Origin of the sequence: Hyphomicrobium sp. 99 (assembly GCF_000384335.2) — a bacterium.
Lineage (GTDB): Bacteria > Pseudomonadota > Alphaproteobacteria > Rhizobiales > Hyphomicrobiaceae > Hyphomicrobium_B.
On the sequence record NZ_KQ031382.1, the window covers coordinates 2,488,962 to 2,511,949 of the forward strand.

Annotated in this window: 21 protein-coding genes; 11 read left to right on the top strand and 10 right to left on the bottom strand. The window is 59.7% G+C overall.

Annotated elements, in window-relative coordinates; all coding sequences use genetic code 11:
- Nucleotides 1–168: 168 nt before the first annotated feature.
- Nucleotides 169–1,989: a methanol/ethanol family PQQ-dependent dehydrogenase gene (locus G359_RS11940; RefSeq protein ID WP_045837941.1), complete on the bottom strand. Its 1,821-nt coding sequence runs from the start codon at nt 1,987–1,989 to the stop codon at nt 169–171.
- A 444-nt stretch (nt 1,990–2,433) separates the two neighbouring features.
- On the opposite strand from G359_RS11940, the gene G359_RS11945 reads away from it, so the two are divergent.
- Entirely contained in the window at nt 2,434–3,402 is a 969-nt protein-coding gene (locus G359_RS11945; RefSeq protein ID WP_045836316.1) for a quinoprotein relay system zinc metallohydrolase 2, read from the top strand.
- A gap of 108 nt (nt 3,403–3,510) precedes the next feature.
- Here G359_RS11945 and G359_RS11950 read toward each other — a convergent pair whose 3' ends face one another.
- The 4 genes from G359_RS11950 to G359_RS11965 all read right to left on the bottom strand — a co-directional run bounded on the left by G359_RS11950 (nt 3,511) and on the right by G359_RS11965 (nt 6,307).
- Nucleotides 3,511–3,885, bottom strand: a complete 375-nt coding sequence (locus G359_RS11950) for a hypothetical protein (RefSeq protein ID WP_045836317.1) — start codon at nt 3,883–3,885, stop codon at nt 3,511–3,513.
- Entirely contained in the window at nt 3,882–4,574 is a 693-nt protein-coding gene (locus tag G359_RS11955) for a hypothetical protein (RefSeq protein ID WP_045836318.1), read from the bottom strand. The genes G359_RS11950 and G359_RS11955 overlap by 4 nt, the downstream gene beginning before the upstream one ends.
- Before the next feature lie 225 nt (nt 4,575–4,799).
- The gene (locus G359_RS11960; RefSeq protein ID WP_045837942.1) at nt 4,800–5,690 is read right to left on the bottom strand and encodes a beta-propeller fold lactonase family protein; all 891 of its coding nucleotides are present in this window, start codon (nt 5,688–5,690) and stop codon (nt 4,800–4,802) included.
- A 74-nt stretch (nt 5,691–5,764) separates the two neighbouring features.
- Nucleotides 5,765–6,307: an SRPBCC family protein gene (locus G359_RS11965; protein WP_045836319.1), complete on the bottom strand. Its 543-nt coding sequence runs from the start codon at nt 6,305–6,307 to the stop codon at nt 5,765–5,767.
- Nucleotides 6,308–6,532: 225 nt separating this feature from the next.
- On the opposite strand from G359_RS11965, the gene G359_RS11970 reads away from it, so the two are divergent.
- The 5 genes from G359_RS11970 to G359_RS11990 all read left to right on the top strand — a co-directional run bounded on the left by G359_RS11970 (nt 6,533) and on the right by G359_RS11990 (nt 11,531).
- A complete protein-coding gene (locus tag G359_RS11970; RefSeq protein WP_045836320.1) occupies nt 6,533–7,819 on the top strand; it encodes a formylmethanofuran dehydrogenase in 1,287 nt (428 codons plus the stop codon).
- Nucleotides 7,820–7,839: 20 nt separating this feature from the next.
- On the top strand, nt 7,840–9,507 hold the full coding sequence (locus G359_RS11975) for a formylmethanofuran dehydrogenase subunit A (RefSeq protein WP_045836321.1): 1,668 nt from the start codon (nt 7,840–7,842) through the stop codon (nt 9,505–9,507).
- Entirely contained in the window at nt 9,504–10,409 is a 906-nt protein-coding gene (gene fhcD, locus G359_RS11980; RefSeq protein ID WP_045836322.1) for a formylmethanofuran--tetrahydromethanopterin N-formyltransferase, read from the top strand. Before G359_RS11975 ends, fhcD begins: the two co-directional genes overlap by 4 nt.
- Complete coding sequence (locus G359_RS11985) at nt 10,409–11,221, top strand: formylmethanofuran dehydrogenase subunit C (protein ID WP_045836323.1); 813 nt, start codon at nt 10,409–10,411, stop codon at nt 11,219–11,221. Before fhcD ends, G359_RS11985 begins: the two co-directional genes overlap by 1 nt.
- Before the next feature lie 109 nt (nt 11,222–11,330).
- The gene (locus G359_RS11990; RefSeq protein WP_045836324.1) at nt 11,331–11,531 is read left to right on the top strand and encodes a hypothetical protein; all 201 of its coding nucleotides are present in this window, start codon (nt 11,331–11,333) and stop codon (nt 11,529–11,531) included.
- Between the two features lie 18 nt (nt 11,532–11,549).
- Here the strand turns inward: G359_RS11990 and G359_RS11995 are convergent, their stop codons facing one another.
- The 3 genes from G359_RS11995 to G359_RS12005 all read right to left on the bottom strand — a co-directional run bounded on the left by G359_RS11995 (nt 11,550) and on the right by G359_RS12005 (nt 15,229).
- Complete coding sequence (locus tag G359_RS11995) at nt 11,550–12,293, bottom strand: DUF1194 domain-containing protein (RefSeq protein ID WP_245280006.1); 744 nt, start codon at nt 12,291–12,293, stop codon at nt 11,550–11,552.
- 169 nt (nt 12,294–12,462) lie between these two features.
- Nucleotides 12,463–13,737 (bottom strand): O-antigen ligase family protein, encoded by a 1,275-nt coding sequence (locus G359_RS12000; protein ID WP_052699337.1) that lies wholly within the window; start codon nt 13,735–13,737, stop codon nt 12,463–12,465.
- A complete protein-coding gene (locus G359_RS12005) occupies nt 13,727–15,229 on the bottom strand; it encodes an undecaprenyl-phosphate glucose phosphotransferase (protein ID WP_082072909.1) in 1,503 nt (500 codons plus the stop codon). Before G359_RS12005 ends, G359_RS12000 begins: the two co-directional genes overlap by 11 nt.
- Nucleotides 15,230–15,611: 382 nt before the next feature.
- Between G359_RS12005 and G359_RS20490 the strand changes: the two genes are divergently transcribed.
- The 3 genes from G359_RS20490 (at nt 15,612) to G359_RS20495 (ending at nt 18,201) form a co-directional block, all read left to right on the top strand.
- Complete coding sequence (locus G359_RS20490) at nt 15,612–16,013, top strand: hypothetical protein (RefSeq protein ID WP_156150747.1); 402 nt, start codon at nt 15,612–15,614, stop codon at nt 16,011–16,013.
- Between the two features lie 223 nt (nt 16,014–16,236).
- Nucleotides 16,237–17,889, top strand: coding sequence for a L,D-transpeptidase family protein (locus G359_RS12015; protein WP_045836326.1), 1,653 nt, complete (start codon nt 16,237–16,239; stop codon nt 17,887–17,889).
- A 138-nt stretch (nt 17,890–18,027) separates the two neighbouring features.
- Nucleotides 18,028–18,201, top strand: coding sequence for a hypothetical protein (locus tag G359_RS20495; protein ID WP_156150748.1), 174 nt, complete (start codon nt 18,028–18,030; stop codon nt 18,199–18,201).
- An 85-nt stretch (nt 18,202–18,286) separates the two neighbouring features.
- Here G359_RS20495 and G359_RS12020 read toward each other — a convergent pair whose 3' ends face one another.
- Nucleotides 18,287–18,910 carry an N-acetyltransferase gene (locus G359_RS12020; protein WP_156150749.1) on the bottom strand — a complete coding sequence of 208 codons (624 nt, stop codon included), beginning with the start codon at nt 18,908–18,910 and terminating at the stop codon, nt 18,287–18,289.
- Between the two features lie 394 nt (nt 18,911–19,304).
- Between G359_RS12020 and G359_RS12025 the strand changes: the two genes are divergently transcribed.
- Together G359_RS12025 and G359_RS12030 are read left to right on the top strand one after the other, a co-directional pair.
- Nucleotides 19,305–20,189, top strand: a complete 885-nt coding sequence (locus G359_RS12025; protein WP_045837947.1) for an HlyD family secretion protein — start codon at nt 19,305–19,307, stop codon at nt 20,187–20,189.
- Nucleotides 20,176–21,726, top strand: coding sequence for a DHA2 family efflux MFS transporter permease subunit (locus tag G359_RS12030; protein ID WP_045836327.1), 1,551 nt, complete (start codon nt 20,176–20,178; stop codon nt 21,724–21,726). The genes G359_RS12025 and G359_RS12030 overlap by 14 nt, the downstream gene beginning before the upstream one ends.
- A 59-nt stretch (nt 21,727–21,785) precedes the next feature.
- On the opposite strand, the gene G359_RS12035 is transcribed toward G359_RS12030, so the two are convergent.
- Entirely contained in the window at nt 21,786–22,520 is a 735-nt protein-coding gene (locus tag G359_RS12035) for a CBS domain-containing protein (protein ID WP_045836328.1), read from the bottom strand.
- Between the last annotated feature and the right edge of the window lie 468 nt (nt 22,521–22,988).

Here is a 22,988-nt window from a genome sequence, read left to right on the forward strand (position 1 = left end):
CGCCGAACGCTTGCGCTTTTTGCGCCGCGTTCTCAAGCGAAAGAAGATCGCCACTTGTCGCGCCGTCGTTAGAATGCGGCTGTTTTTTTAATGCAAGGGGAGATTGCGGACGGCAAAGAGCCGGCGCAGGTTTCCCTGCACCGGCTCCCTTATTTGTAGGCTCAAGCCCTATGGGAGAGCGAACACGGTGAGCGAGCCACCGAGGTTCGTGTACTCCGAGAGGCCAGCGTAGCCACCAACGGCGCCGAGGCCATCGGTCGGGTTCGTCAAGCCAGCAGCAAGACCGATACCGGCCCAACCACCAACGCCCGAGAAGATGCCAACGTACTGCTTACCGCCGTGGCTGTAAGTCATAGCGTTGCCAATGATGCCCGACGGCGTCTTGAACTTGAAGAGCTCCTTGCCATCCTTCTGGTCGACGGCTTTGAAGTAGCCTTCGAGCGTGCCGTAGAAGGCAACGCCGCCAGCGGTGGTCAGAGCGCCCGACCATACCGAGAACTGCTCAGGCTTCGACCAGACGATCTTGCCCTTTGCGCCGTCCCAGGCAATGAAGTTGCCCATACGCTTCGGTTCATCCGGACCCGGGAACATGGACAGCGTGGCGCCAACGTAAGGCTGACCAGCCGTGTACGAAACCTTGAAGGGTTCGTAGTCCATGCAGACGTGGTTCGTCGGAACATAGAACAAGCCGGTCAGCTTCGAGAACGAAGCCGGCTGCTGGTCCTTAGAACCGAGAGCCGCAGGGCAAACGCCCTTCGTGTTGAAGTCGGCACCGTTCTTGAACGTCGAGTACTTTGCGACGCGGATCGGACGGCCATAGTCCTTAGAGGACTTGTCCATGTCGATGCCGGTTGCCCAGTTCACGACCGGATCATACTTCTCAGCGACGAGAAGCTCACCCGTTGCACGATCCCAGGTGTAGCCGAAGCCGTTACGGTCAAAGTGAGTTGCCGTTTTGCGCTTCGCGCCGTCGATTTCGAGTTCGGCCAGGATCGGCTCGTTGATGCCGTCATAGTCCCACTCGTCGAACGGCGTCATCTGGTATGCCCACTTGGCAACGCCGGTGTCGACGTCACGAGCGAACATAGTCATCGACCACTTCTGGTCGATCGGCTTGCCATCCGGTCCCGCACGCTGTGCAGGGTTCCAGGTCGATGGGTTGCCCGTTCCGTAGTAGATCAGGTTCAGTTCAGGATCGAAGGCCATGTAGCCCCAGGTCGAACCGCCACCGATCTTCCACTGATCGCCGTTCCAGGTCTTGAGCGAGGAGTCCTTGCCGACCGGCTTGCCGAGCGACGTGGTCTTCTCGGGATCAACGAGGATGTCAGAATCCGGGCCCATCGAGTAGGCGCGCCAGACCTTCTTACCGCTGTTGATGTCGTAGGCGGTGACGTGGCAACGAACGCCGAACTCAGCGCCCGAGATACCGATGATCACCTTGTCCTTCGTGACGAGCGGAGCACCGGTGCCCGTTTCGCCCTTCTTCGGATCGCCGTCGACGACCTTCCACAGTTCCTTACCCGTCTTCGCGTCGAGAGCGACGAGAGCGGTGTCGGCCTGATGGAGGAAGATCTTGCCTTCGGCATACTGCACGCCACGGTTAACCGTGTCACAGCACATCACGGGGATGACCGAGGGGTCCTGCTTCGGCGTATACTTCCAGATGATCTTCTGTTCGTCGGCGAGGTTCAAAGCGAACACAATGTTCGGGAACGCCGAGTGAAGGTACATCGTGTCACCGACAACGAGCGGACCGCCTTCGTGACCACGAAGAACGCCCGTCGAGAACGTCCATGCCACTTTCAGCTGACCAACGTTTTCAGTGTTGATCTGGTCCAGTGCGGAATACCGCGTGCCGGCATAGTCGCCGGACTGCTGGGCCCAGTTATTCGGATCTGCCGACAACTTGGCAACGTCATCGTTCGCCCAGACGGGCGCCGAGAACGCGGCTGTTGCGAGCAAACCGTATGCGAATGCACTTTTGCGCATCGCGCTTCCTCCGTTTTGAGAAAAGTCTTGCCACGCTTGCAAGTCGAACCCGAGAACTTCCGATATCCCCTTATCCGGCATTGGGAATTGCGAGATTTTCTCCCGTCTTTGCCCCACCGGATGAGAAGTTCTTCACGAAACCGTGTAGAGATCGGTAGTCCGCGTGAACGAGCGGCATGTAGACACTTTTTTTTTCTGCTCGCAACACGAAGTGCGACACTCATTCTCCTGCGGCAAATTAGGACAACACTTCTGACCCAAATTATCCCTTTATTCACGGGAAGAATTTGCAATGCATCAAAAATGCTGCAGCGCACGTCTAGTTGTTTTGACGGCTCAAAAATCAGGCTTTGTGATCACGGGTTCTCGCAAGTTCGTGAAAAGTCCAGAACGAAAGTGGCATTTAGGCCATCCATATTCCGTGACTTCGACAGGCGAACTTGAATGACAGGAATTCCTCCTTACGGCGCAAAACCTTCGCGCAAAGACTTCCTTCGCGGCGCGACGCTGGCAGCGCTGCTCCCGCTTTTGCCTCGGGTTTCCCGCGCCGAAGCGGAAAGAATCGGAGTCTTGGAGATCGCGCCCGGAATCTTCGTCCACGTCGGCAAATATGAATTGGTTAATCGCGAAAACCGCGGCGACATCTCGAACGCCGTTTGCATCATCGGCGCCAACGCAGTCGCCGTCATCGACACCAGCGGCTCTTACGCAGCCGGAAAAGATCTTCTCGAGGCTATCGCAGAGATCACCAGCAAACCTATTCACTACGTGATCAACACGCACATGCATCCCGATCACGTGATGGGAAACGCCGCGTTCAAATCGCAGGAGGTGCAGTTCGTCGGTCATCATAAGCTTCCAGCTGCGCTCTACGCGCGCAAGGAAAGCTATCTGACGAATGCGCGTGAGCGCGTTGGCGACACCGCATTTGCCGGCACTGAAATCATTCCACCGACTTTGCTCGTCAAAGACACGCTCGACCTCGATCTCGGCGGCCGGACGCTGACGCTCAAGGCGCGCCCGACGGCACACACCGACAACGACTTGACGATCTTCGATTCAGCGACCGGCACATTTTTCCTCGGCGACCTTCTCTTCTCAAACCACGTCCCGACGCTCGACGGATCCATCGTCGGCTGGCTCAATCTCATTCCGGTGCTGACGCAGGAAAAAGCCGATCGCGCCGTGCCGGGACACGGACCCAAGACGATGCCCTGGCCCGATGCGATTGCGCCCGTAGAGCGCTATTTGAAGGTTCTGGCCAGCGACGTTCGGAAAATGATCAAGGACGGCAAAACGATCGAGGAAGCCGTCGCGACGGCCGGACAATCGGAGCGCGGCAAGTGGGCTCTATTTGACGAGCATCACCCGCGCAACGTCACCGCCGCCTTCACCGAACTCGAATGGGAATGATATCTCTTCCGCGCTCGGCGGCCGGCTCGCGGAACGCGAGCGCCGTACGCCAGCATCAAGACGCGCCGGGCGGCCGGCTCCCCATCGGGGAGTCGCCGGGCGCCAACATCAGAAGCAGCGCAACTCGCCCTCGACTTGCGCGCGTCGAAGGTTTTTCACCTTTTCCTGAAATTCCGGCGATTTCGTCCAGGCAACGTTTTCGCCGCCACGCAGGCCAACTGAGAGCAACGTCTCGGCTTCCTCGTATTGGCTAAACGGCAAAATGTTCGCGATCTCATCGATCGAGCACGAACACTTCTCGAGAACCTCGCGGTTCTGACCGTTCACCGCCATGCACGCGTAAACATAATCCGCGCGCGCCGACGTCGGATAGTCATTCGACGGTAGTTCCTCCGCCGCGACGCGCCCCGAAGAGGCGGAAATCAGAACTGCCATCGCCGCGAAAAGTCCGCTGCAAACGCGGACCGCGAAGCGCTTTATCATTTCACCTCTCCTACACCTTCGAGAGTCGTCGTCTCTTCAAGCGTCGGGGACTTCTTGTCCGTATTTGTGTACTCCGAAATCATCTTGGCGAAGTATCCCGGAATTTTATCCGACAGCGCTATTGTAAACGTCGCGCCTTCGAAACCGTTCATCTTCCCTTTCGCCGGATCGTCAACGAAAGGTGTCGCGGTCACCTTATAACCCTCGACCGGCTGACCCTTGTAGACAATCGTTGCCGGAGCGATCGTCGCGCCCTTTCCGAGATACCTGCTGAACATGCCCTTGAGATAAGCACTGTCGCCGCCCGCCAGCATGCGGAAATGCGCGACGGCATTATCGAGGTAGATCACGAGCATCGGATTGCCGTCCATGTCGGTGATCCGCTGCGGCTCCCGGGCTCTGTCCCCAGAGTACATTTTTACCAGCACATTCTTCTTCCCCGGCGCGCCATCGCTCTCGACCTTCACGATGATGTCATCGGTGAAGCCCTCCCCGAGCGCCTTCGGATCGGAAGGCTTGCGCTCGAATTTGTAGACAAGGTCCGTTCCAGGGGTGACCGCTGCGATATGCGGCCGCTCGAAGAGGACCTCCGTCGGCTTCGGTATATCCGCCGCGACGGCGCCGACGGCACCCAGGCAAACAACTGCGAACGCAGCAAGGCTGGCTCTGCGGAAGGAAATTTGGGGCATATGGGGCGATCCTCCAGATCGTCTATTCGGAATTTTTTTGTCCGGCTGTGTAGCGGGACCAGGGCTGCTTGACCAGACGACTTACAAATTTCAGTCAATAGCCAGGGCACTGACCCGGTTTCCGACTGAAGACTAGCTTGCCGCAGGATGCCGAAAGATCAGAAAGTCTCAACTTACAAGGCAGTAACCCGGGCGAAGCGCTCACTGCCCCTGCCAAAACGGACATCACCGAAGGAATTTGCCGAACGCGCGGGGACCGTTGCCGACGGGTGCCTTCCCGGTCACTTTGAGGCCTTGGGGATCTATACGCAGCAACACGTCGTCGCCCCAGCAAGCGACATAAATATTTGTCTCGCCGGCGTCAGCTTCGATACCTTCGGGATGATCGCAGGCCTCGATCCGCTTTATCGGAGCAAGCGTCCCCAGATCGAATACGGTGATCGTCCCGCCATATTGATCGGTGACGAACCCCCTCCCCTTGGCCAACGCCACTGCATAGGGCCTCCGGCCAGTCGGCACCCGGCCGATCAGGGTACTCGTGGCGATCTCGATCACGGTGACGTCGTCGCTTTTGACGTTGGCCGTAAACGCTCGCGCCCCGGCATTATCGATCGTTATTCCAAACGGGCGACTGCCGACCGCGACTGATCCCAAACGCGCACGCGTGGCCACGTCGATAATCGAAACGGCGTCGCTGTCCCGGTCCGCTGAAAGCAGCAAACGGCCATCCGGCGTCACCGCCACACCCGACGGCGACTGCCCGACGGGGATCTCACCCGAGATCTCAAACTTGCCGGTATCGACGATGATCAGCTTATGCGCATACCAATCCGCGATATAAACTTCCGGACGGGTCGGATGCGCAGCAATCCCGAGCGGGGCGCCGCCGAGAACGAGGCGCCGCTTCACCGCCCGCGAAACGGCATCGATTTCGATGAGTTCTTTGCTGTCAGGTGCGGTGACATACGCGGTCGCCTTGTCGGGCGAGAGAGCGACGCCAGCAGGCTTACCGCCGACTTCGACGCGACCAAGCTCTTTCATCGCGTTGAGATCGACGAACGAAACGCTATCGCCGGGCTGATCCGTTACGATCGCCTCGCCCGCGACGGCGGGCATTCCTGCTGAGCAGAGCAGCGCGAGCAGGCAAATGCCCAGCTCGCGCCGAATGTACGTGACGTTCAAACGCCAGATCAGCTTCCGCCCTCGATCTTCTTCTTCAACGCCGCGAGCGTCGAGGTGTAGAGGTCTGTGATCGCTTTGTTGGCAACCTCGTCCGACAGTTCCGGCGGCGGGTCGTTAAGCATGTAGCCGCGGTAGAACGCGCCCTTCCATTCGACGGTCGTCTTGTCGCCGTTCGCCGTCACCGTGATGTGGGACGAGTAATCATTGATCGGCAGAACCTTCACGTCGACCTTGGTGATCTCGTATCCGTAGGATTTCTCCTCGGCGTCATACTTATCGAGCGCTTCCTCGATCGTGCCGCCGTTCTGGAGAGTGAGCTTGCGCGTCGCGCCGACGTCGTTGCCACCCTTGCCTTCCGTCTTGGCGACGGCCGGGATCCAGCTCGCATCCTGGAAATTGCCGATCACGGCCCAAACCTTGTCGGCCGGGGCGTTGATCTCGATGGACTCAACGACTTTCTGACGTGATGGGCCGTGCGCCCATGCTGCGCCGGTCATGGACAGCGGCACTAGGCCGAAGATCGCTGCGGCGATCAGCAAGCGTTTGAGCATACATTTCCTCCGGAAACTTTATGATGCGTTGGGCGGGACTTTGGCCCGGGATCGAGCGCGGGGACATTAGGCAGGTTCATGTTCAACGGAAAGACGGCAAAATGTGTCGCATTCGAGGTGAACGTTCGCAACGCTTGACCGCTTGGGTAACGTTGTTTTACCTGCGGCCGCGTGCTTTGGTCGAATCCCGCCGGTTGCAAGACCAGGGGACATGAGGAGCAGGATTTGGAATCCCAAAAGTCGAGTAACAGCGCAAACCATTATGAGAACGTCGCCTGTCCTTTTTGCGGCATTCTTTGCGACGATCTAGAGATCGGCCCATCCGGTGACGGGCTGAAAGTTCTGAAGAACGGTTGCGCGAAATCGGTTGCCGGCTTCGAACGTCCGCTCGCGGAGCCTAATCCGCAGGTCGACGGCAAAGACGTGTCGTTGGACGAAGCCATAGCAACCGCCGCCCGTCTTATCAGAGAGAGCCGCTTGCCGAGCTTTGGCGGCCTTGGCACCGACGTTGATGGCGTCCGCGCGATCATGGCGCTTGCCGAAAAGGGCGGCGGCATCGTCGACCATGCACTGAGCGACGCTCAGTATCGCAATTTCCGAGTGCTCCAGTCCTCCGGCTGGGTGATGACCACGCTCACCGAGGCGCGCAACCGCGCCGATCTGTTCATCATCGCCGGCAGCGACGTCCACAAGTTGCATCCGCGTTTCTTCGAACGCATCGTCTGCAACGAAGCCTCGATGTTCTCCGATAATCCGCCGAAGCGGACGGTCGTGTTCCTCGGCGAAGGTCTCAACGAGTCCGCCGTCAAGGGACAAGAGCGCATCGGCGAGGTCGTGACACTGCCGGTGAAAACCGAGCGGATCGGCGAAGTTCTCGATGCCATGCGCGCGCTGAACAAGGGCGCGACGATCCCAGGCAACGACATCGGTGGCTTGCCACGCGCGGCCGTCGACGATCTTCTCGCTAGATGCAAGGCCGCGAGCTACGGCGTCGTCGTATGGGCTCCGCCGAGCCTCGGCTTCCCGAGCGCCGAGCTGACCGTGCAGGCCATCTCCGAGTTCGTGAAAGACATCAACCTGACGTCGCGCTTCGCGGGGCTCGCCCTCGGCGGCAACGAAGGTGCCGTCTCTGCGGGCGCCGTTTGCGGCTGGCAGTCAGGCTTCCCCCTCCGCGTTTCCTTCGCGAGCGGCAAGCCCGACTACGATTCAGAACGCTACGCGATTAGCCGCCTGCTCTTCGCGAAGGAAACCGACCTGCTGTTGTGGCTCGCATCCTTCTCGCCCGACCTGACGCCGCCGGATACCGACATCCCGACGATCCTGCTCGGTACGCCGTCGATCAAACCGGCACGCACGCCGAAGGTCTATATTCCTGTCGGCACGCCCGGCCTCGACCATACCGGCGTGATGGTGCGCGTCGACAACGTCGTATCGCTACCGCTACGCAAGCTACGGCAATCGAAGCTGCCGAGCGCCGCCAGCGTGCTGGAAAAAATTGAAGCTGCCCTCTAGGCCCAATACCGAGATCGATAATGTTGATTAAGCTCACCGGCGGCAAAGTCTACGACCCCGCTAATGGCGTCGACGGCGAGGTTCGCGATATTTTCATCGAGAACGGCCGCATCGTCTCTCCGGAGCCGAACGCCAAGGTCGATCAGGAATACGCGTTGCATGGCCGTGTGATCATGGCTGGCGGCATCGATCCGCACTCGCACATCGGCGGCGGCAAGATGACGATCGCCCGCATGATTCTTCCCGAGGACCACATCGGCAATGAAGTCGCGCGCACGGAATTGACGCGCGCCGGCGTCGGCCATGCTGTTCCCTCGACGATGACGACGGGCTACCGCTACGCCGAGATGGGTTACACCGCAGCTTTCGAGCCCGCGATGCTGCCCGCGAACGCCCGCCAAGCTCACATGGAGATGGCCGATACGTCGATTATCGACAAGGGCGCCTTCGTCATGCTCGGCTCAGACGACTTCTTCCTGCGCCAGCTCGCCGGCAAAGCCGACTTCTCGGCCATCAAGGACTACATCGCCTGGACGATGCACGCCGCACAGGCGATTGCCGTGAAGGTGGTCAATCCGGGCGGCATCAGCGCCTTCAAGTTCAATCAGCGAAAGCTCGATCTCAACGAGAAGCACACTTATTACGGCGTCACACCGCGCGACATCATCCTGACGCTCGCTCGCGGCCTGACGGAACTCGGCGTCGTCCATCCGCTGCACATTCATGGCTGCAACCTTGGCGTTCCCGGCGGCTACGAGACCACGCTCGAGACGATCAGAGGCTCGGAAGGCCTGCCGATCCATCTCACGCACATTCAGTTCCACAGCTACGGCACCGAAGGCGACCTGAAGTTCTCGTCCGCCGCCGCCCCGATTGCCGAAGCCGTCAACGCCAACAAGAACGTCTCGTGCGACGTCGGCCAGGTCATGTTCGGCCAGACGTGCACCGCATCGGGCGACTCGATGCGCCAGTTCGTCAACACGCGCTCCGCCGATCCGAAGAAGTGGGTCGTGATGGATATCGAGTGCGACGCAGGTTGCGGCGTCGTCCCCTTCAAGTATCGCGACAAGAGCTTCGTCAACGCTCTGCAGTGGGCGATCGGCCTCGAGTTGTTCCTACTCGTCAACGATCCGTGGCGCTTGTTCCTGACGACCGACCATCCGAACGGCGGTCCGTTCACATGGTACCCGCATCTTATCCGGCTCCTGATGGATAAGAACTTCCGCCGGGACATGATGCAGAAGATCAATCAGGATGCGCTGAAGTATTCGACGCTTGGCTCTCTCGACCGCGAATATACGCTCTACGAAATCGCGATCATGACGCGCGCCGGTCCGGCCCGCAGCCTCGGTCTCGTGGATCGCGGTCACCTCGGCGTCGGCGCCTGGGCGGACATCACCGTCTATGACGACAACCCCGACCGCGAAGCGATGTTCACCACGCCCGAACTTCTCTTCAAGAACGGCGAGCTGATCGTCCGCAACGGCAAGATCGTCAAGGTCGTCAATGGCGGCACGCACGTCGCGCGGCCGAGCTACGATCGCGGCGGCATCGAGAAGTCTTTGAAGCGCTATTTCGAAGATTACCACACGGTGCGCATGGATAACTTCCGTCTCTCAGACGACGAAATCATCAACGGCGGCCGCGGCTCGCTGATCATCCAACCGACCAGGGCGCGCGCAGCATGAGCAAGACGGTCAACGGCGTCGTCATCGACGATACCTTCGCCGAAGCTTTCGGCATGAGCGGAACCGGCATCATCATCACGGCCGATACGCTGAAATGGGCGCGCATCGCCGCAACTGTCGCGACAGGCTTCGGCACCTCGGTCATCGGCTGCGGTGCGGAATGCGGTATCGACAAGGAATTGACGCCCGACGAAACGCCGGACGGCCGCCCGGGCGTCCGCATTCTCATCTTCGGATTTTCGCCCGACGCGCTCGTTCCGCAAATCCGCAACCGCATCGGCCAGTGCGTGCTGACGAGCCCCGGCTCCGCCTGCTACGCTGGCTTCAAATCCGATAAGTCGATCGCCCTCGGCAAAGGCCCGCGGCTATTCGGCGACGGGTTTCAAACGGCGAAAAAACTCGGCGGAACCCGCTACTGGCGCGTGCCCGTCATGGACGGCGAGTTCGTGATCGAAGAAGAAACCGGCCTGACGACCGACGCGGTCGGCGGCGGCAACATGCTCATTCTCGGCACGGATCGCGCGGGCCTTCTCGAAACAGCGGAAGCCGCGGTCGATGCCATCGCCAAGGTCGATGACGTCATTACCCCCTTCCCCGGCGGCATTGTGCGCTCGGGCTCGAAGGTTGGCGCCAAGTACGCGGGCATGTTCGCTTCGACGAACGACGCCTTCTGCCCGACGCTTCGCGGCACCACCAAAAAGACCGAACTCGCACCCGACACGCTCGCGGTCCTTGAAATCGTCATCGACGGTCTGACGTCCAAAGCAGTTGCCGATGCCATGCGCGTCGGTCTCAAGGCCGTAACCGACGTCGGCGCCAAGCGCGGTGTCACGCGCATCACCGCCGGCAACTACGGCGGCAAGCTCGGACAGCATCACTATCATCTGAAGGATCTCATCTGATGAGCGGCCTCACGCTGCGCCTCAAGGCGCCCGCGACCGAGCGGTTGACGCTCTCCGGCATAACGCCCGCAAAGCTCTCGGCCCTCTCGGAGCACGACATCGCCCACCTTGACGTCGGCATCGAAAAGGGCGGCATGGCGCTCGGCGACGCCTTCGACATTTCAGGCAGCGCGGGCGACGTCCTCACCATCGAAGGCGCAACACCCGAGCTCGATTTCATCGGTCTGGGTCTCGACAGCGGAACGATCCGCGTCATCGGCGACGCCGGCTCCTACGCAGGCCGGAAGATGACGGGCGGCAAGCTCGAAATTCACGGTAACGCGGCACACTTCTTAGCCTCCGGATCGACCGGCGGTATGATCCACGTTCGCGGCAACGCCGGGGATAATCTCGGCGGCATGATCCCGGGCGACCGCTTCGGCATGCTCGGTGGCATCACCGTCGTCGAAGGCAACATCGGCTCTCGCGCAGGCGATAAGATGCGGCGCGGCGTCATCGTCGTTCGCGGCAAGACCGGCGCTCACACCGGCTCACGCATGATCGGCGGCACCATCTGGGCTGAGGGTGGCATCGGTCCCGAACCCGGCTTGATGATGCGGCGTGGCACCCTGATCGGTCCGAGCGTCGAGAAGCTGCTGCCTACATTCGTCGATACCGGCAAACACGATCTCGTGATCGTGCGCGTGATCTCGCGCTACCTGAAAACGGTGCTGGGCGATTTGGCTCCGAAGCCTATGCCCTTGTTTGTCCAGAAGATTGGCGGCGACTTGGCAACCATCGGACGAGGCGAAATTCTGCTGCCGGCAGCCTGACGCGTCGGTTTGTCAGCATTTTTCCGATTGGGCTCACCTGAAACAAATCCCCGGGCTGTAACGTCACGGTATGCTGAAGTACCGCTGACGTTCAATCCGGAACATCGCCATGCTTGCAATCGTTCTATCAGCCTGCCTCACGAACGATCCCAATGTTTGCCGCGACTACAGGATACCGATCGACGCTGATGTCGATGCCATGACGTGCATGGTCGAAGCCCCACCGCATTTCGCGAAATGGGCCGAAGAACATCCCGGTTGGCAGGTCACGCGCTGGCGTTGCGCCTCCGCCTCCGAAAACGACATCTGAAATTTAAACACCCGTCAGCTACCGGGTGAAGTTCGTCAGCGAGAAGGTGGGCGGGCTCAAGCCGCTGACCTCAATCACGAATTTTTGGCGGATCGCGCGTTCGAAATCACCGTAGCCCTGCGCAGGCAGCACGAAGCTTCCCGGGCCCGCCATGACGTGCTCGCGGTACCATTGTTCGAGCGGATGCTTCCCGCCGGGAACGGCTTTCGGCAACAGCGCGGAATCCTCGGGCGTATCGAGCAGGATCGGCAGACCGTTGATCGTGACGCCGTTGTTCACGAGCTCGTTGCGAACGGTCTCGATGGATTCCTCGGCATTGCAATTGTCCGGTCCATCACCCGAGACGTCGACGAGTATGCGCGCGGCCTTGGCCGGGACCTGCGGAACGATCTTATCGTTCACCGATCTCAGCATGCGCGTCATGCACGTGAATTCCCCGCCCTGCTGCGGCAAGGTCCGAACCCGCTTCGCTGCCGCAAAGGCATCGGCCTTGTTCGCAATCCTGATCCACGGAATGACGAACGACGGCGTATCCGCCCACGTCACCATCGAGAACAGAATGCCCCCGGCCGACCCACCAGTGATCGCGTCGATGACGCCTGGATCTTCGAGCGCCTTGGCGATCCCCTCCATCTGCAGCCGGTAACGCGGCGCATCGACCGAGTTCGAGACGTCTACAGAGACGACAAGCGCCGTATCGACGGGCGCTCCCTCCTGCGCCGCTAGAGACAAAGCTCCAGCCAAGAACGCGGTGGCAGCCATCACAGCGGCAATTGCCGCCCGCCGCTGATTGATCAAGCTGAAAATGGAGAAAACTCCCGCGGGCATCGCACGGCAACACATGCCGAGCCTATGACCCATACCTATCAAAGAGAATTTTTCCCGCCAAGCGGTCCCTAATGACTCCGGCGAACACGCGTGACCTGCCTGACTAGGCTTCGACGTCGTCCGCCCGCCGTCGAGGGTCGCTAACGGGAGGCGTGGCGTCAGCCAGCCCCCAGATCAAGCCGGCCATCAGGAAGAAATGGCGCCAGTGATCGCTGTCGATAACGAAGCCCTCGAAGGCCAGCCCGGCGAACGACGCAAAGGCGATGACAGCCGGCCCTTGAAGGCGCGTCCTCTGCAGCGCGGTTCGCAAACCGAGATAGAGCGTCGCCACCACGGAAAGAACGTAGAGCAGGCCCCCGAGCCAGCCCGCGTTCAGAAACATGGTGAGGTAGACGTTATGCGGCTCCTCGTGGTGATAGGTATCGCGGAACGTATGGGTGCCGATCCCGAAGGGATGCTCGACGATCAGCGCCCGCGCCTTTTGCTGCCCGCCGAACCGCCCATTCGGTCCCTCGTCGTAGCTCTGGTCGAGGTTGGCACGCTGGCTCAGCAAATCGCGCACTTGATCGATCTGCGTCGCGAGCGCAAGCGCACCCATCAGCCCGACAATGCCGATAATGGTCACTTTGCCGAAGCGATTGAAATCCGTGCTCCGCCGCGAACGGAAAAGGACGATGCCGATCAATATGCAAACGGAAAGCGCCGTCGAAATCCACGCGCCGCGCGAGAAGCTGATGAGCAAGCCGATGACGAGCGGAAACGCGACCGCAGCCGCGACGAGCGCGTGCTTCGGCCGGCCGCGTAACATCACCCACACGAGGCTGACGATGGCCGGCGCGACGGCCGCGCTGTAGACGTTGGGATCCTTGAAGGTACCGCGCGCGCGATCGTAGTTCGTGAAGAGCTCGTATGTCGAAGGGATCAGCCGAAAGTAGCCGACGAACGCCGCGGCCGTCGCAATCAGACATGCGATGACATAGCAGGAAAGCACGAGCTTCGCGCGCGGTTCGGGATCTTCCGCGACGTAGCCCGCAATTACGAAAGCGCCTGTCGCAAGAAACAGCGTCACGAGCTGATGAACGAACGCGGTCGGAAACGTCGTTGACAGCATGGTGCCAACAAAGCCCAGCGCAAAGAGCGCGAGCCACGCGGAATAATTGAAGAACGACGCTTTGCCGAATTTCAGCACGCCGAGAACAGGCAGAACACCGATCACCACGACCATCAAGCCGTCGGCGATGGCAGGCTCTGAGAAAACGATCGTGCTGAGCATGGTCGCAACCGCGACGAGCACGCCCGCAAGCGTACTTCGCCGGATCGCCAACGACCTTGGAGCGCCGGGATAAAACTCGGGCGCTGAAGCGGCCTCAGTACGCATTCTTCCCCGTAATCAGCGAAACCGGTGTCATCGCGATAATGTAGAGATCGAACAGCACCGACCAGTTGTCGATGTAATAGAGATCGTGCTCCACGCGGCGCACGAGCTTCTCATGCGTATCCGTTTCGCCGCGCCAGCCGTTGATCTGCGCCCAGCCTGTAACGCCAGGCTTCATCCGATGGCGCGCGAAATAGCCTTGCACAACGTTCTCGTAGAGATCCCGTTCGGCCTTGGCGCCGGTCGCATGCGGACGAGGTCCGACGAGCGACATCTCACCCTTCACCACGTTGATGAGCTGAGGCAATTCGTCGAGGCTCGTGCGCCGGATGAACCGGCCGACCGGAGTCACCCGCGGATCGCCACGCGTCACGAGGTTGCTCGCCGTCGCATCCTGTTGCTCGACGTACATCGAGCGGAATTTCAAGACTTCGATCAGCTCGCTGTTGAAGCCATAGCGCTTCTGACGAAAGAAAATCGGACCCTTGCTATCGAGCCTGACAGCGATCGCGACGAGGGCCATGATCGGCGACACGAGCAACAGCAGCAATGCGCCGAGAACACGGTCTTCGACGTTTTTCATGACCCGGTCCCAATCGCTCAGCGGCTTGTCCATCACCGCCAGCATCGGCACGCGGCCGATGAAGCTGTAGGCGCGCGAGTTGAGCCGGAGCTTCGAGTTCAATGCTGATACGCGAACGTCGACTTGCAGCGTGAACAGTTTGAAGAGGATCTGCATCAGCCGCTCTTCAGCGCGCGCGGGAACGGTGACGATGAGCAGGTCGACACCAGAATCGCGGCAAAAGTCCGTGAGCGTCTCGAATGTTCCGAGCCGCGCGATGCCGCCGTAGCTCCGCGCAACCCGTTCATCCTGCCGGTCATCAAATACGCCGAGAATACGCATGTGGTTCGTCGGGTCGGCGGAAAGCTCAGCTATGAGATCTTCGGCGTCTTGACCGCCGCCTACGATGACAGTTCGCCTGACCAGACGACCGGCACGCGTCAGCCGGTCTATCGTCCACGCGGCGACCGAGCGGATCACGCAAAGAAATACCGCCGACAATTCCATCCATGCCGCGATCTCGCGCGGCGCGACTTCATTCTGATCGAACAGAAAGGCGAGACCGGAAATCGCGAGCGCGACCGCCGCAAGGGACGTCAGAACCTTCAGGACTTGCGAGGTGAACCCCCGCAGCGAAGGAATGGAGTACGACCACTGCCGGCGCAGCACGTAGATCGACAGCACGCCAACCAATGTCGTCAGCGAGAAACTCGTCCATGACGGGACGAAAGGATTGCCGAGCAAAATTTGCGACAAGGGCCACGCCGCGATGATCGCAAAGAGATCGGCTGCCGTTACCGCCAGAAGCAGTTTCGGACGCGAAGCACTGCCAAGCCTGTCGAAAAAGAGCGACTTCGCCCAGGCTGTCATTCGGTCGGAACGGGGATATTCGTTTTCGAGGACGATGTGGGGAGATCTGGACTTCTCGGGCATTGCTGATCGGAACCTTGGAATTGAATACAATCCCATACGATCGGTCTCGTGAGGCGACGGTAAACAGCGTCCATTCCCGCCCCAAAAGAATAGGCGACAAAGGGCGGTCCTGCGTATCAAGGTAAAAGAGCGCTAATCTGAAGCCCCGGAATGGTGCAGGCCCCCCTCCGGCATTTTTCTCATCCGCGCTGTTCCCGGCGGAACACGTCCCCACACGCCCCCACAGCTAAAGTGTGGTTAACGGCGGCTAAGCCGCGTTCTTCCGGCCAGCACATGCGATGCGGCCGCGAGTGATTTTGATCACAACACTGATCGAGAACGCACGTCCCTGTCGGGTCGCGGCGATGAGGCCGGATGCCTACGCTCAAAAAGGAGAGCAGCAATGTCGCGAAAATTTCTTCTCAGATGTGCCGGCGGAGCCCTTGCGCTTGCGACGGCCGCCTGTGGCGCTGTAGCGGCGCCACTGAACCTCGCTCCAATCCCAGCACCGGTCAAAGATAACAGTCTCCAAACCCTCGTACGGTCCGGCGGCGGCATGCACGGCGGATTTGGAGGCGGGTACGGCGCCCACGGCACGGGCGGCGGACCTCGCTTCTACGGCCGCTCATTTAACCGCGGATTTGCTCGAAACCATTTCGCCGGCCGGCATTTCCACCATCGGCATAACCGCTTCTTCTTCGCCGGTTACCCCTACTATTACGACGGGTATTACGACGATTATGGATACGGAGATTCCTGCTGGTGGAGCCGCTCGCGCCGCCGCTGGATCTGCGACTACGACTGAATGAATATAGTCAGATCCTAGAAAACCGCCCTCAACGGCAACATGCGTTGGGGGCGTTTTGCGCGCAAGACGTGCAGGTTCGCGCATTGAGGCTCAACGGCCTCGCAAAGAACCGAAACATGGATGATGATGCTAGTGTTGGACACGCGCTAATTAATGCTCAATCATCCTCAGACTACGCTGCTTCGTCATCTTCCCCGCCACCATACTCAAGGTCTGAAAAATGTTTCGTCTGCACCCTCTGCGGCAATACCTCTCCATGGGCCTTGCTTCGATGGCATTGGTTGCATTGGCATCGACATTGACCTTCCATGACGCCGAAGCCGCAAGCCGCCGCTCGCGTCATGTAGTCGAAGACGTCGCCCAGGACACACTGAACGGCCAGCCAGTTATGGCGATTGTTTCCATTAAAGATCAACGCGTTACCATTTATGACGCCGCCGGCGGGACAATGCGGTCACGCGTTTCGAGCGGGCGAACGGATTACGAAACGCCCGTGGGCGTCTACAGCGTTCTCCAAAAGGAAGAGGAACACTATTCGAACGTCTACGACGACGCCTCGATGCCATTTATGCAGCGCATCACGTGGTCGGGCGTGGCGCTCCATGGCGGCGCGCTGCCGGGCTATCCCGCGTCCCATGGATGCGTGCGCCTCCCGGAGAGCTTCGCCCAGCGCCTATATCCGCTGACGAAAGTCGGCATGCGCGTGATCGTTGCATACGACGACGTAGCCCCTGTCGAGATTACTCATCCGCTGCTGCTGAAGCCCACGCCCCAACCGGCGATCGAGTCCGCAGTCGCGATCCCGATGTCCTACCAGGATCAAGACAGCACCGATAACAGCAGCCCATTCGAGCCCAATGTGAAGCGATGGCCAGCGCGCCTTGCCCAACTCGAAGCCTTGAAGTCGATCGCAGCCGGCAAGCAGATTGAAGCCGATGCCGCAAACGATCAGGCCGACCAGATGAAACAGCTGGTCGCCGAAAAGAAGGAGCCGCGCGACAATGCGGCGAAGGCTCTGCGCAAAGCGGAAGCGGCGAAAAAGTCCGCCGATGATAAAGTTGCAAGGGCCGACAAGGGACTGGCAGCCGCGAAATCCCCGAAGGCCATAAAGAATTGGGAAGACACGAAGGCGAAGGCCATCAAGACTGCGGAAGACGCAGCCTCGAAAGTTGCGTCATTGACCGAAACGCTCAAAGCCGCCGAAGCCGAGTTGCAGACAGCCATGCAAGAAGCAGCGCCCGTTGAAGCGGCACGAGCCGCGGCCGTCGCCCAGGCCGACGAAGCAAAGCACAAGACGCAACCCGTTTCGATCTTCATCAGCCTCAAGACGCAACGCCTCTACGTCCGCCAAGGCTACGAGCCGGTATTCGAAGCGCCGGTCACGATCAGCGAGCCCGAGACACCGATCGGCACGCATGTGTACACGGCCGTCGACTATACCAACGACGGCAATGATCTGCGCTGGACTGCCGTGACCTTGGAACACAAGGAAGCGGATTACGCATCCTCCGAGGACCGCCTCGACCAGACGAGCGACGCCACCGAGACGCCGCAAACGGATGTCGCGAAGGCCACCGCCGCGCTCAATCGCATTACCATTGCGCCGGACGTTCTTGCCCGCGTTACCGAAGCGGCGTGGCCGGGGTCATCGCTCATCATTTCAGACGAGCCAATGAGCAAGGAAACCGCCAAGGCGACCGATTTCATCGTACTCGTCAGCACCGAACCGCAAGGCGGTATCAGGAAGCGGCCGAAGCAGTTCTTCCCCTCCGACAACTTCTATCGCGATAGCTCGGACGATTTTTATTACAACTACGACCGCTACGGCCGGCGGCAAATGTATCCGCGCCAGAAGTCGCTGTTCTGGTGGTGACCTGAGAAGCCGTCGGAGCTTCCTTGAAGCCTCCCGGGCCCACCCTGACAGCAAGAATATGCGGCGGGGTTTGCCGTCTCCTTGAAAATGCCGCGAGGACGTTATTGCCTCCGAACAAACAAATTCGGAGGATCTGTCATGAATGCCCAACCGCGGCTAGCAAGCGATATGTCGACGCTCGGTGTCATTGAGCAGCTGCGCGACGCGTTGAAATACGCTGACAGCGAACTGCAGCGCCGCTGCGTCATCTCGAGCAAAATTCGCGAAGCCCTCGGCGTTGCGGAACGCTTCCTTGCTAACGCTGGTCCCTGACGAGACGCCCGGCTAATTGCCTCTGGCGAAGCTTCGAACCGCACAGGGTAACCTGCGCGGGCGTCTCCCGTTGGGCGGCCCGAGATCAATCGGAGGGCAGACGGAAACCCCACATGAAGCGGGAAACGAACGCGTGGAACCGATCGCGCGTCCGGTCCCAAAAACTTTTTTTGCGCGCGCCGTCGAACAGCTCTTCGAACTCGAACCGCGGCCGGAGGCCAAGCCGCTGCCGATGAGGATAATAAAATACGAGGACGGGCGAACGCCGCCACCAGACTTTGAATTGCGCATCCGACATTTCCCGCGGCGATACCGGCCACAGCAGTCCGCCGGCATGGACCATATCCGACGATATCAATTCGTAGACCGCAGTCGCGATGCCCTTTCGTTGAAACGATCGCTGCACCTCGGCTCGGGTGATGAGCGCAATGCCGTTGACCATCCGGCCCACGTCGCAAAGCCCAACCGCTTCCTCGCCGATGATCGCCGATAGCTCCGTGCGAAAAACACGGTACGTCATCCCCGTGTCCGACATTGCCCGCCGCACGAAAAACGGCCGTCCGCTTTTGGTCTTGATTTCGATGAGAGGCTGACCCCTGGTCAGCGCCCTCAACCGTGACTCCGCTTCCATCGGATCAAAGTCCGATTTTTCTTGTTGCGCCATCAATCTGAAGTAGGTCGCTTCAGCTCGTTCAAATCGTTGAGACACTGACCGGCCCCTTCAACTTGCGCGCGTTTTCCCGCATCGCGCCGGTCATTTCAGCGCAATGCTATGGTCGAAGATCGGCCTAAGGAGTTAACAAGCGCCCAATACCCTCCCCACACCGACGATCTGAAATACCAGAATCCCCTTATTTATCGGAACATATCCGCAACAAACCTGCTGTCGACGTACCGCCCGCGCCGCATTTCGAACTCGGAGTTCAGGGGAAAGCCATCAAGGTGAATTGCCATCAGGCCCCCGGCTCACGATGATCTTTTCTATCGCCCCCAATCGATGCTGCAAGTATACAGCCCCCAAGCAGCCCTGAGCTGCGCCGAGCCTTGATGGCAACTTTAAGGGATGACGAAAGTTGCAGCCTACGAACAAGCGGAAAAAATCGATGCAAGACCGATTGCAAGAGAAGAAGCCGGTGGCCAGTGCTGTCCCAAGCACCAGTCCTGCATCCGCCCGCGAGCCGCTTCTTTCCAAGCGAGCCCTGACGGTCTTCGGCATTCTTGCCCTCTTCGCTCTCGTCGCAGCCGGCTACCTTTATTTGAAACACACGGCACTCTTCCCCGCGACTGAAAATGCGCAGGTCCAAGCCAATATCGTTCAGATTACACCGCGCGTGACGGGAGCCGTTACTGAGGTCAAAGTCCAAGACTTCGCCGCCGTAAAATCCGGCGACGTCCTCGTCCAGCTCGACACGGCGCCTTTTGAAGCCGCGCTGAAACTCGCCGAGTCGCGTCTCAGCATTGCGCAGCAGCAGGCAGCGGCAGTAACCGGCCCACAGGCCGCACCCGCCAAGGCGAACGTCGAACAAGCACAAATCGCAGTTGATCAAGCCCGCGCCGATCTCGATCACGCGACCATCAAAGCACCCGCCGACGGAACGGTTGGGAAAGTCCGCATTCAGCCCGGTGAAATCGCGAAAGCGGGCGTCGGTATGTTCCCGCTCGTCGATACGGCGCATTGGTGGGTCGATGCGAATTTCAAGGAAACCGATCTCGCACGCATCAAACCCGGCCAAACGGCCACCATCACCATCGATGCGTATCCGTCCCAGACATTCAGCGGCAAGGTCGAAGCTATCAGCCGCGCGAGCAACGCAGCGTTTTCTCTGATGCCGTCTGAGAATGCGACAGGCAGCTGGGTGAAGGTCGTCCAGCGATTTCCCGTCCGCATCGGACTGACGCTCAAGCCGGACGATCCCCAGATTGGCATCGGCGCTTCCGCATACGTGACAGTCGACACCGCCGAAGAGGCGAACAGTGGCGGTAAGTGATCGAGTTGCTGATCAATCGAGCTCGCCGCTGCCCGAAAGGCTCCTGAGTTCGCTCGCCGTTCTGCTAGCGGTGCTCATGGTCATTCTCGACATGACCGTGGTCAACGTCGCGCTGCCCGACATGATGGGAGCGCTCGGCGCGACGCCTGATCAGATCACGTGGGTCTTGACGTCTTACATCGTTGCGGAAGCCATCGTCATTCCGATGAGCGGCTTCCTTGCCGAACGGTTCGGCCGAAAGAATGTATTGATCGTCAGCGTCGGCGGCTTCGTCGTTGCCTCGATGCTTTGCGGTCAATCCACCACGCTCTTCCAGATGGTGCTCTTCCGCCTCTTCCAAGGCGCGTTTGGCGCGAGCGTCGTTCCGCTCTCGCAAGCGACGATGGTCGATTCCTACGATGCGGAAAGCCGCGGCAAGGCTATGGCCGTTTGGGGTATCGGCGTCCTCCTCGGACCGATCATGGGCCCGACGGTCGGCGGCTTCATCACCGATCATCTCGGCTGGCAATGGGTGTTCTACATCAACCTGCCGATCGGCATCGTCAATCTGGCACTGCTCGTCGCTTACATCCGGCCGACAAGAGCTATTCGAGTGCCAATCGACTGGCTCGGCGCCGCTCTTCTGGCCGTCGGCGTCGGCAGCCTTCAGATGGTGCTCGATCGCGGCAACGTGGAGGACTGGCTACAATCCTCGACGATCGTAATGTTGAGCATCGTATCGATCCTATGCCTCGTGACATTCGTCATCAGAAGCTTCAATCGGCCGGACGCAATACTGAAGCTCAACCTCTTGAAGGATCGCAACCTCGCAACGTCGACGTTCCTCATTATGGCGTTCGGCGTCGGAATGCTGAGCACGATCGCGCTGCAGCCGCTCTTCCTCGAGCACCTGCTCGGCTATCCCGCGAGCACGGCGGGACTCGTCATGGCGCCGCGCGGTATCGCCGTCATGGTTGGCATGGTCGTCGTCGCTGCGCTGATCTCGCACGTCGATTCACGATGGCTCGTCTTTTTCGGCCTCGCCTTGGCGGCCGCCGGCACGTACGTGACGACGAGGACGTACAATCTCGAAATCGATAAATTCTCGATCATCGTGCCGACCATCGTACAAGGCATCGGCATGGGCATGATTTTCGTGCCACTTTCGACGCTTGCCTACCAGACACTGCCGAAGGAAGCGTCGGACCAGGCCGCGAGTATCTTCAACATCGCCCGGACGATCGGCGGCTCGCTCGGCATCGCAATCGCCGCAACGATTTTGACGCGCACCTCGCATCAGAATTGGCAAACCCTCGGCGGCGCGCTCGATCCTTATAATCCCGCGCTGCACTCATGGTTCAACGCTACAGGACTTGCAGCCTCCGATCCGCGAGCGCAGCAACTGCTGGGCGCTGAACTCATGCGTCAGTCGATGATGATCGGCTTCATCGAGGCCTTCGGTTTCATCACGCTGAGTTTTCTCGTCTTGCTCCCATTCGTGCTGTTTCTGAAGGACACCGGCGCGGGCTCTCCCTACGCCCCTAGCAGCACGAAATAACTCTCCGGCCAAATGCGCAGCGCCGCCTGCGCATTTGGCGCGAAACGTTGAGGCTCCGCTCAAGATACCTGTTCCGCCGGAAGGCTGTCGTCGGGCGAATAAATGACCAGACCAGAAACCGGATCAACCCACGCGAGGTGGTTGCGGACCTCTTTGACGCCCGGAACATTTCCTGCAGCGATCACGGCCGCCTGATCCTGCCGAAAGGCAGTGAACGAGCCCCAAAGATCGACGATACCGTCTTTCACAGTCGCGCTGATGAACTCTCTGGCCGTCCACGGAAGCTTTCCCAGTTCCGCCAGTACCTTTTCGCGGATCTCGACATCATCCGGATGAACCGAACCGCTGCCGCGAACGAGTCCCGCCAACGCCTGCACGAGATTTGCCCTGCTGACGATTCCGATGACAGAGCCGTCCCTAACCACGGGCAGACGCTTGATCTGATGCTTCTCCATGAGATGAATGACTTCATCGAGATCGGTATCTTCGCCGATTGTGATGAGATCACGCGTCATCACATCGCTGACCTTTCGTCCGTGAGAACGAATGTACTCGCCGGCGAGCGTTTCCGGACTAGCAAGAAACGAGCGCCAGCCCGATCTCTTAACTTGCGTCCCCGTCTCAGCGCGGCGCAGGCAATCACCTTCGGTGACGACGCCGACCAGTTCACCTTCCGCGTTGATCACGGGCAAACCGCTGACACGGAATTGCTGCATCTTTTGCGCCATTTCTGCGATTGAACAATCCGGTGTGACCGACACCACATCTCTGATCATAATATCCCGAGCCTTCATGAGTGAGCTCCTTGAGGACGCTTTCGGCCCCTTTCCAGAGTAACTTTCACTTCGTCACGGCCCCCGCTCTTCGACGCGTGATAGCGACATCAAAATAACAGGGCGTGCAATGTCAAAAAGCTGAGCGTTTTATCAAAATCGAAAACATCTTGATCGAACCATCGATGAAGAACGTCGCGGAGATCCCTGACGGACGGCTTGCACCGGCCCTACCTCAACAAAACTGACGGATCCAGACGCTTTAGTTTCGATGGCTCACGCCAGTCTGCGAATGATGCAACGATAGGCGTGACCCGGCTAACGCCATCGACCACCGCAGTTCGTTGTCGATCAGAAACTGTCAGAAGCGGAAGACCATAGGTCGGCATGAGACCGATCGATCATCGTGGTGATCGTCTCGCGCGCGCCGGAATAAATCGCCGCTTGGCCCGCCATTAAAATCACTGAAAACGCCACCCCGGCAAGCGT

What these genes read in the sequence shown, in the direction of transcription:
- G359_RS12025 (WP_045837947.1), top strand. Translation starts at nt 19,305, where the DNA reads ATGCAAGACCGATTGCAAGAGAAGAAGCCGGTGGCCAGTGCTGTCCCA.
- G359_RS12005 (WP_082072909.1), bottom strand. Translation starts at nt 15,229, where the DNA reads ATGCCCGAGAAGTCCAGATCTCCCCACATCGTCCTCGAAAACGAATAT.
- G359_RS11975 (WP_045836321.1), top strand. Translation starts at nt 7,840, where the DNA reads ATGTTGATTAAGCTCACCGGCGGCAAAGTCTACGACCCCGCTAATGGC.
- G359_RS11965 (WP_045836319.1), bottom strand. Translation starts at nt 6,307, where the DNA reads ATGCTCAAACGCTTGCTGATCGCCGCAGCGATCTTCGGCCTAGTGCCG.
- G359_RS11990 (WP_045836324.1), top strand. Translation starts at nt 11,331, where the DNA reads ATGCTTGCAATCGTTCTATCAGCCTGCCTCACGAACGATCCCAATGTT.
- G359_RS11955 (WP_045836318.1), bottom strand. Translation starts at nt 4,574, where the DNA reads ATGCCCCAAATTTCCTTCCGCAGAGCCAGCCTTGCTGCGTTCGCAGTT.
- G359_RS12035 (WP_045836328.1), bottom strand. Translation starts at nt 22,520, where the DNA reads ATGAAGGCTCGGGATATTATGATCAGAGATGTGGTGTCGGTCACACCG.
- G359_RS20495 (WP_156150748.1), top strand. Translation starts at nt 18,028, where the DNA reads ATGAATGCCCAACCGCGGCTAGCAAGCGATATGTCGACGCTCGGTGTC.
- fhcD (WP_045836322.1), top strand. Translation starts at nt 9,504, where the DNA reads ATGAGCAAGACGGTCAACGGCGTCGTCATCGACGATACCTTCGCCGAA.
- G359_RS11950 (WP_045836317.1), bottom strand. Translation starts at nt 3,885, where the DNA reads ATGATAAAGCGCTTCGCGGTCCGCGTTTGCAGCGGACTTTTCGCGGCG.
- G359_RS20490 (WP_156150747.1), top strand. Translation starts at nt 15,612, where the DNA reads ATGTCGCGAAAATTTCTTCTCAGATGTGCCGGCGGAGCCCTTGCGCTT.
- G359_RS11985 (WP_045836323.1), top strand. Translation starts at nt 10,409, where the DNA reads ATGAGCGGCCTCACGCTGCGCCTCAAGGCGCCCGCGACCGAGCGGTTG.
- G359_RS11960 (WP_045837942.1), bottom strand. Translation starts at nt 5,690, where the DNA reads ATGCCCGCCGTCGCGGGCGAGGCGATCGTAACGGATCAGCCCGGCGAT.
- G359_RS12015 (WP_045836326.1), top strand. Translation starts at nt 16,237, where the DNA reads ATGTTTCGTCTGCACCCTCTGCGGCAATACCTCTCCATGGGCCTTGCT.
- G359_RS12000 (WP_052699337.1), bottom strand. Translation starts at nt 13,737, where the DNA reads ATGCGTACTGAGGCCGCTTCAGCGCCCGAGTTTTATCCCGGCGCTCCA.
- G359_RS11940 (WP_045837941.1), bottom strand. Translation starts at nt 1,989, where the DNA reads ATGCGCAAAAGTGCATTCGCATACGGTTTGCTCGCAACAGCCGCGTTC.
- G359_RS11945 (WP_045836316.1), top strand. Translation starts at nt 2,434, where the DNA reads ATGACAGGAATTCCTCCTTACGGCGCAAAACCTTCGCGCAAAGACTTC.
- G359_RS11995 (WP_245280006.1), bottom strand. Translation starts at nt 12,293, where the DNA reads ATGGCTGCCACCGCGTTCTTGGCTGGAGCTTTGTCTCTAGCGGCGCAG.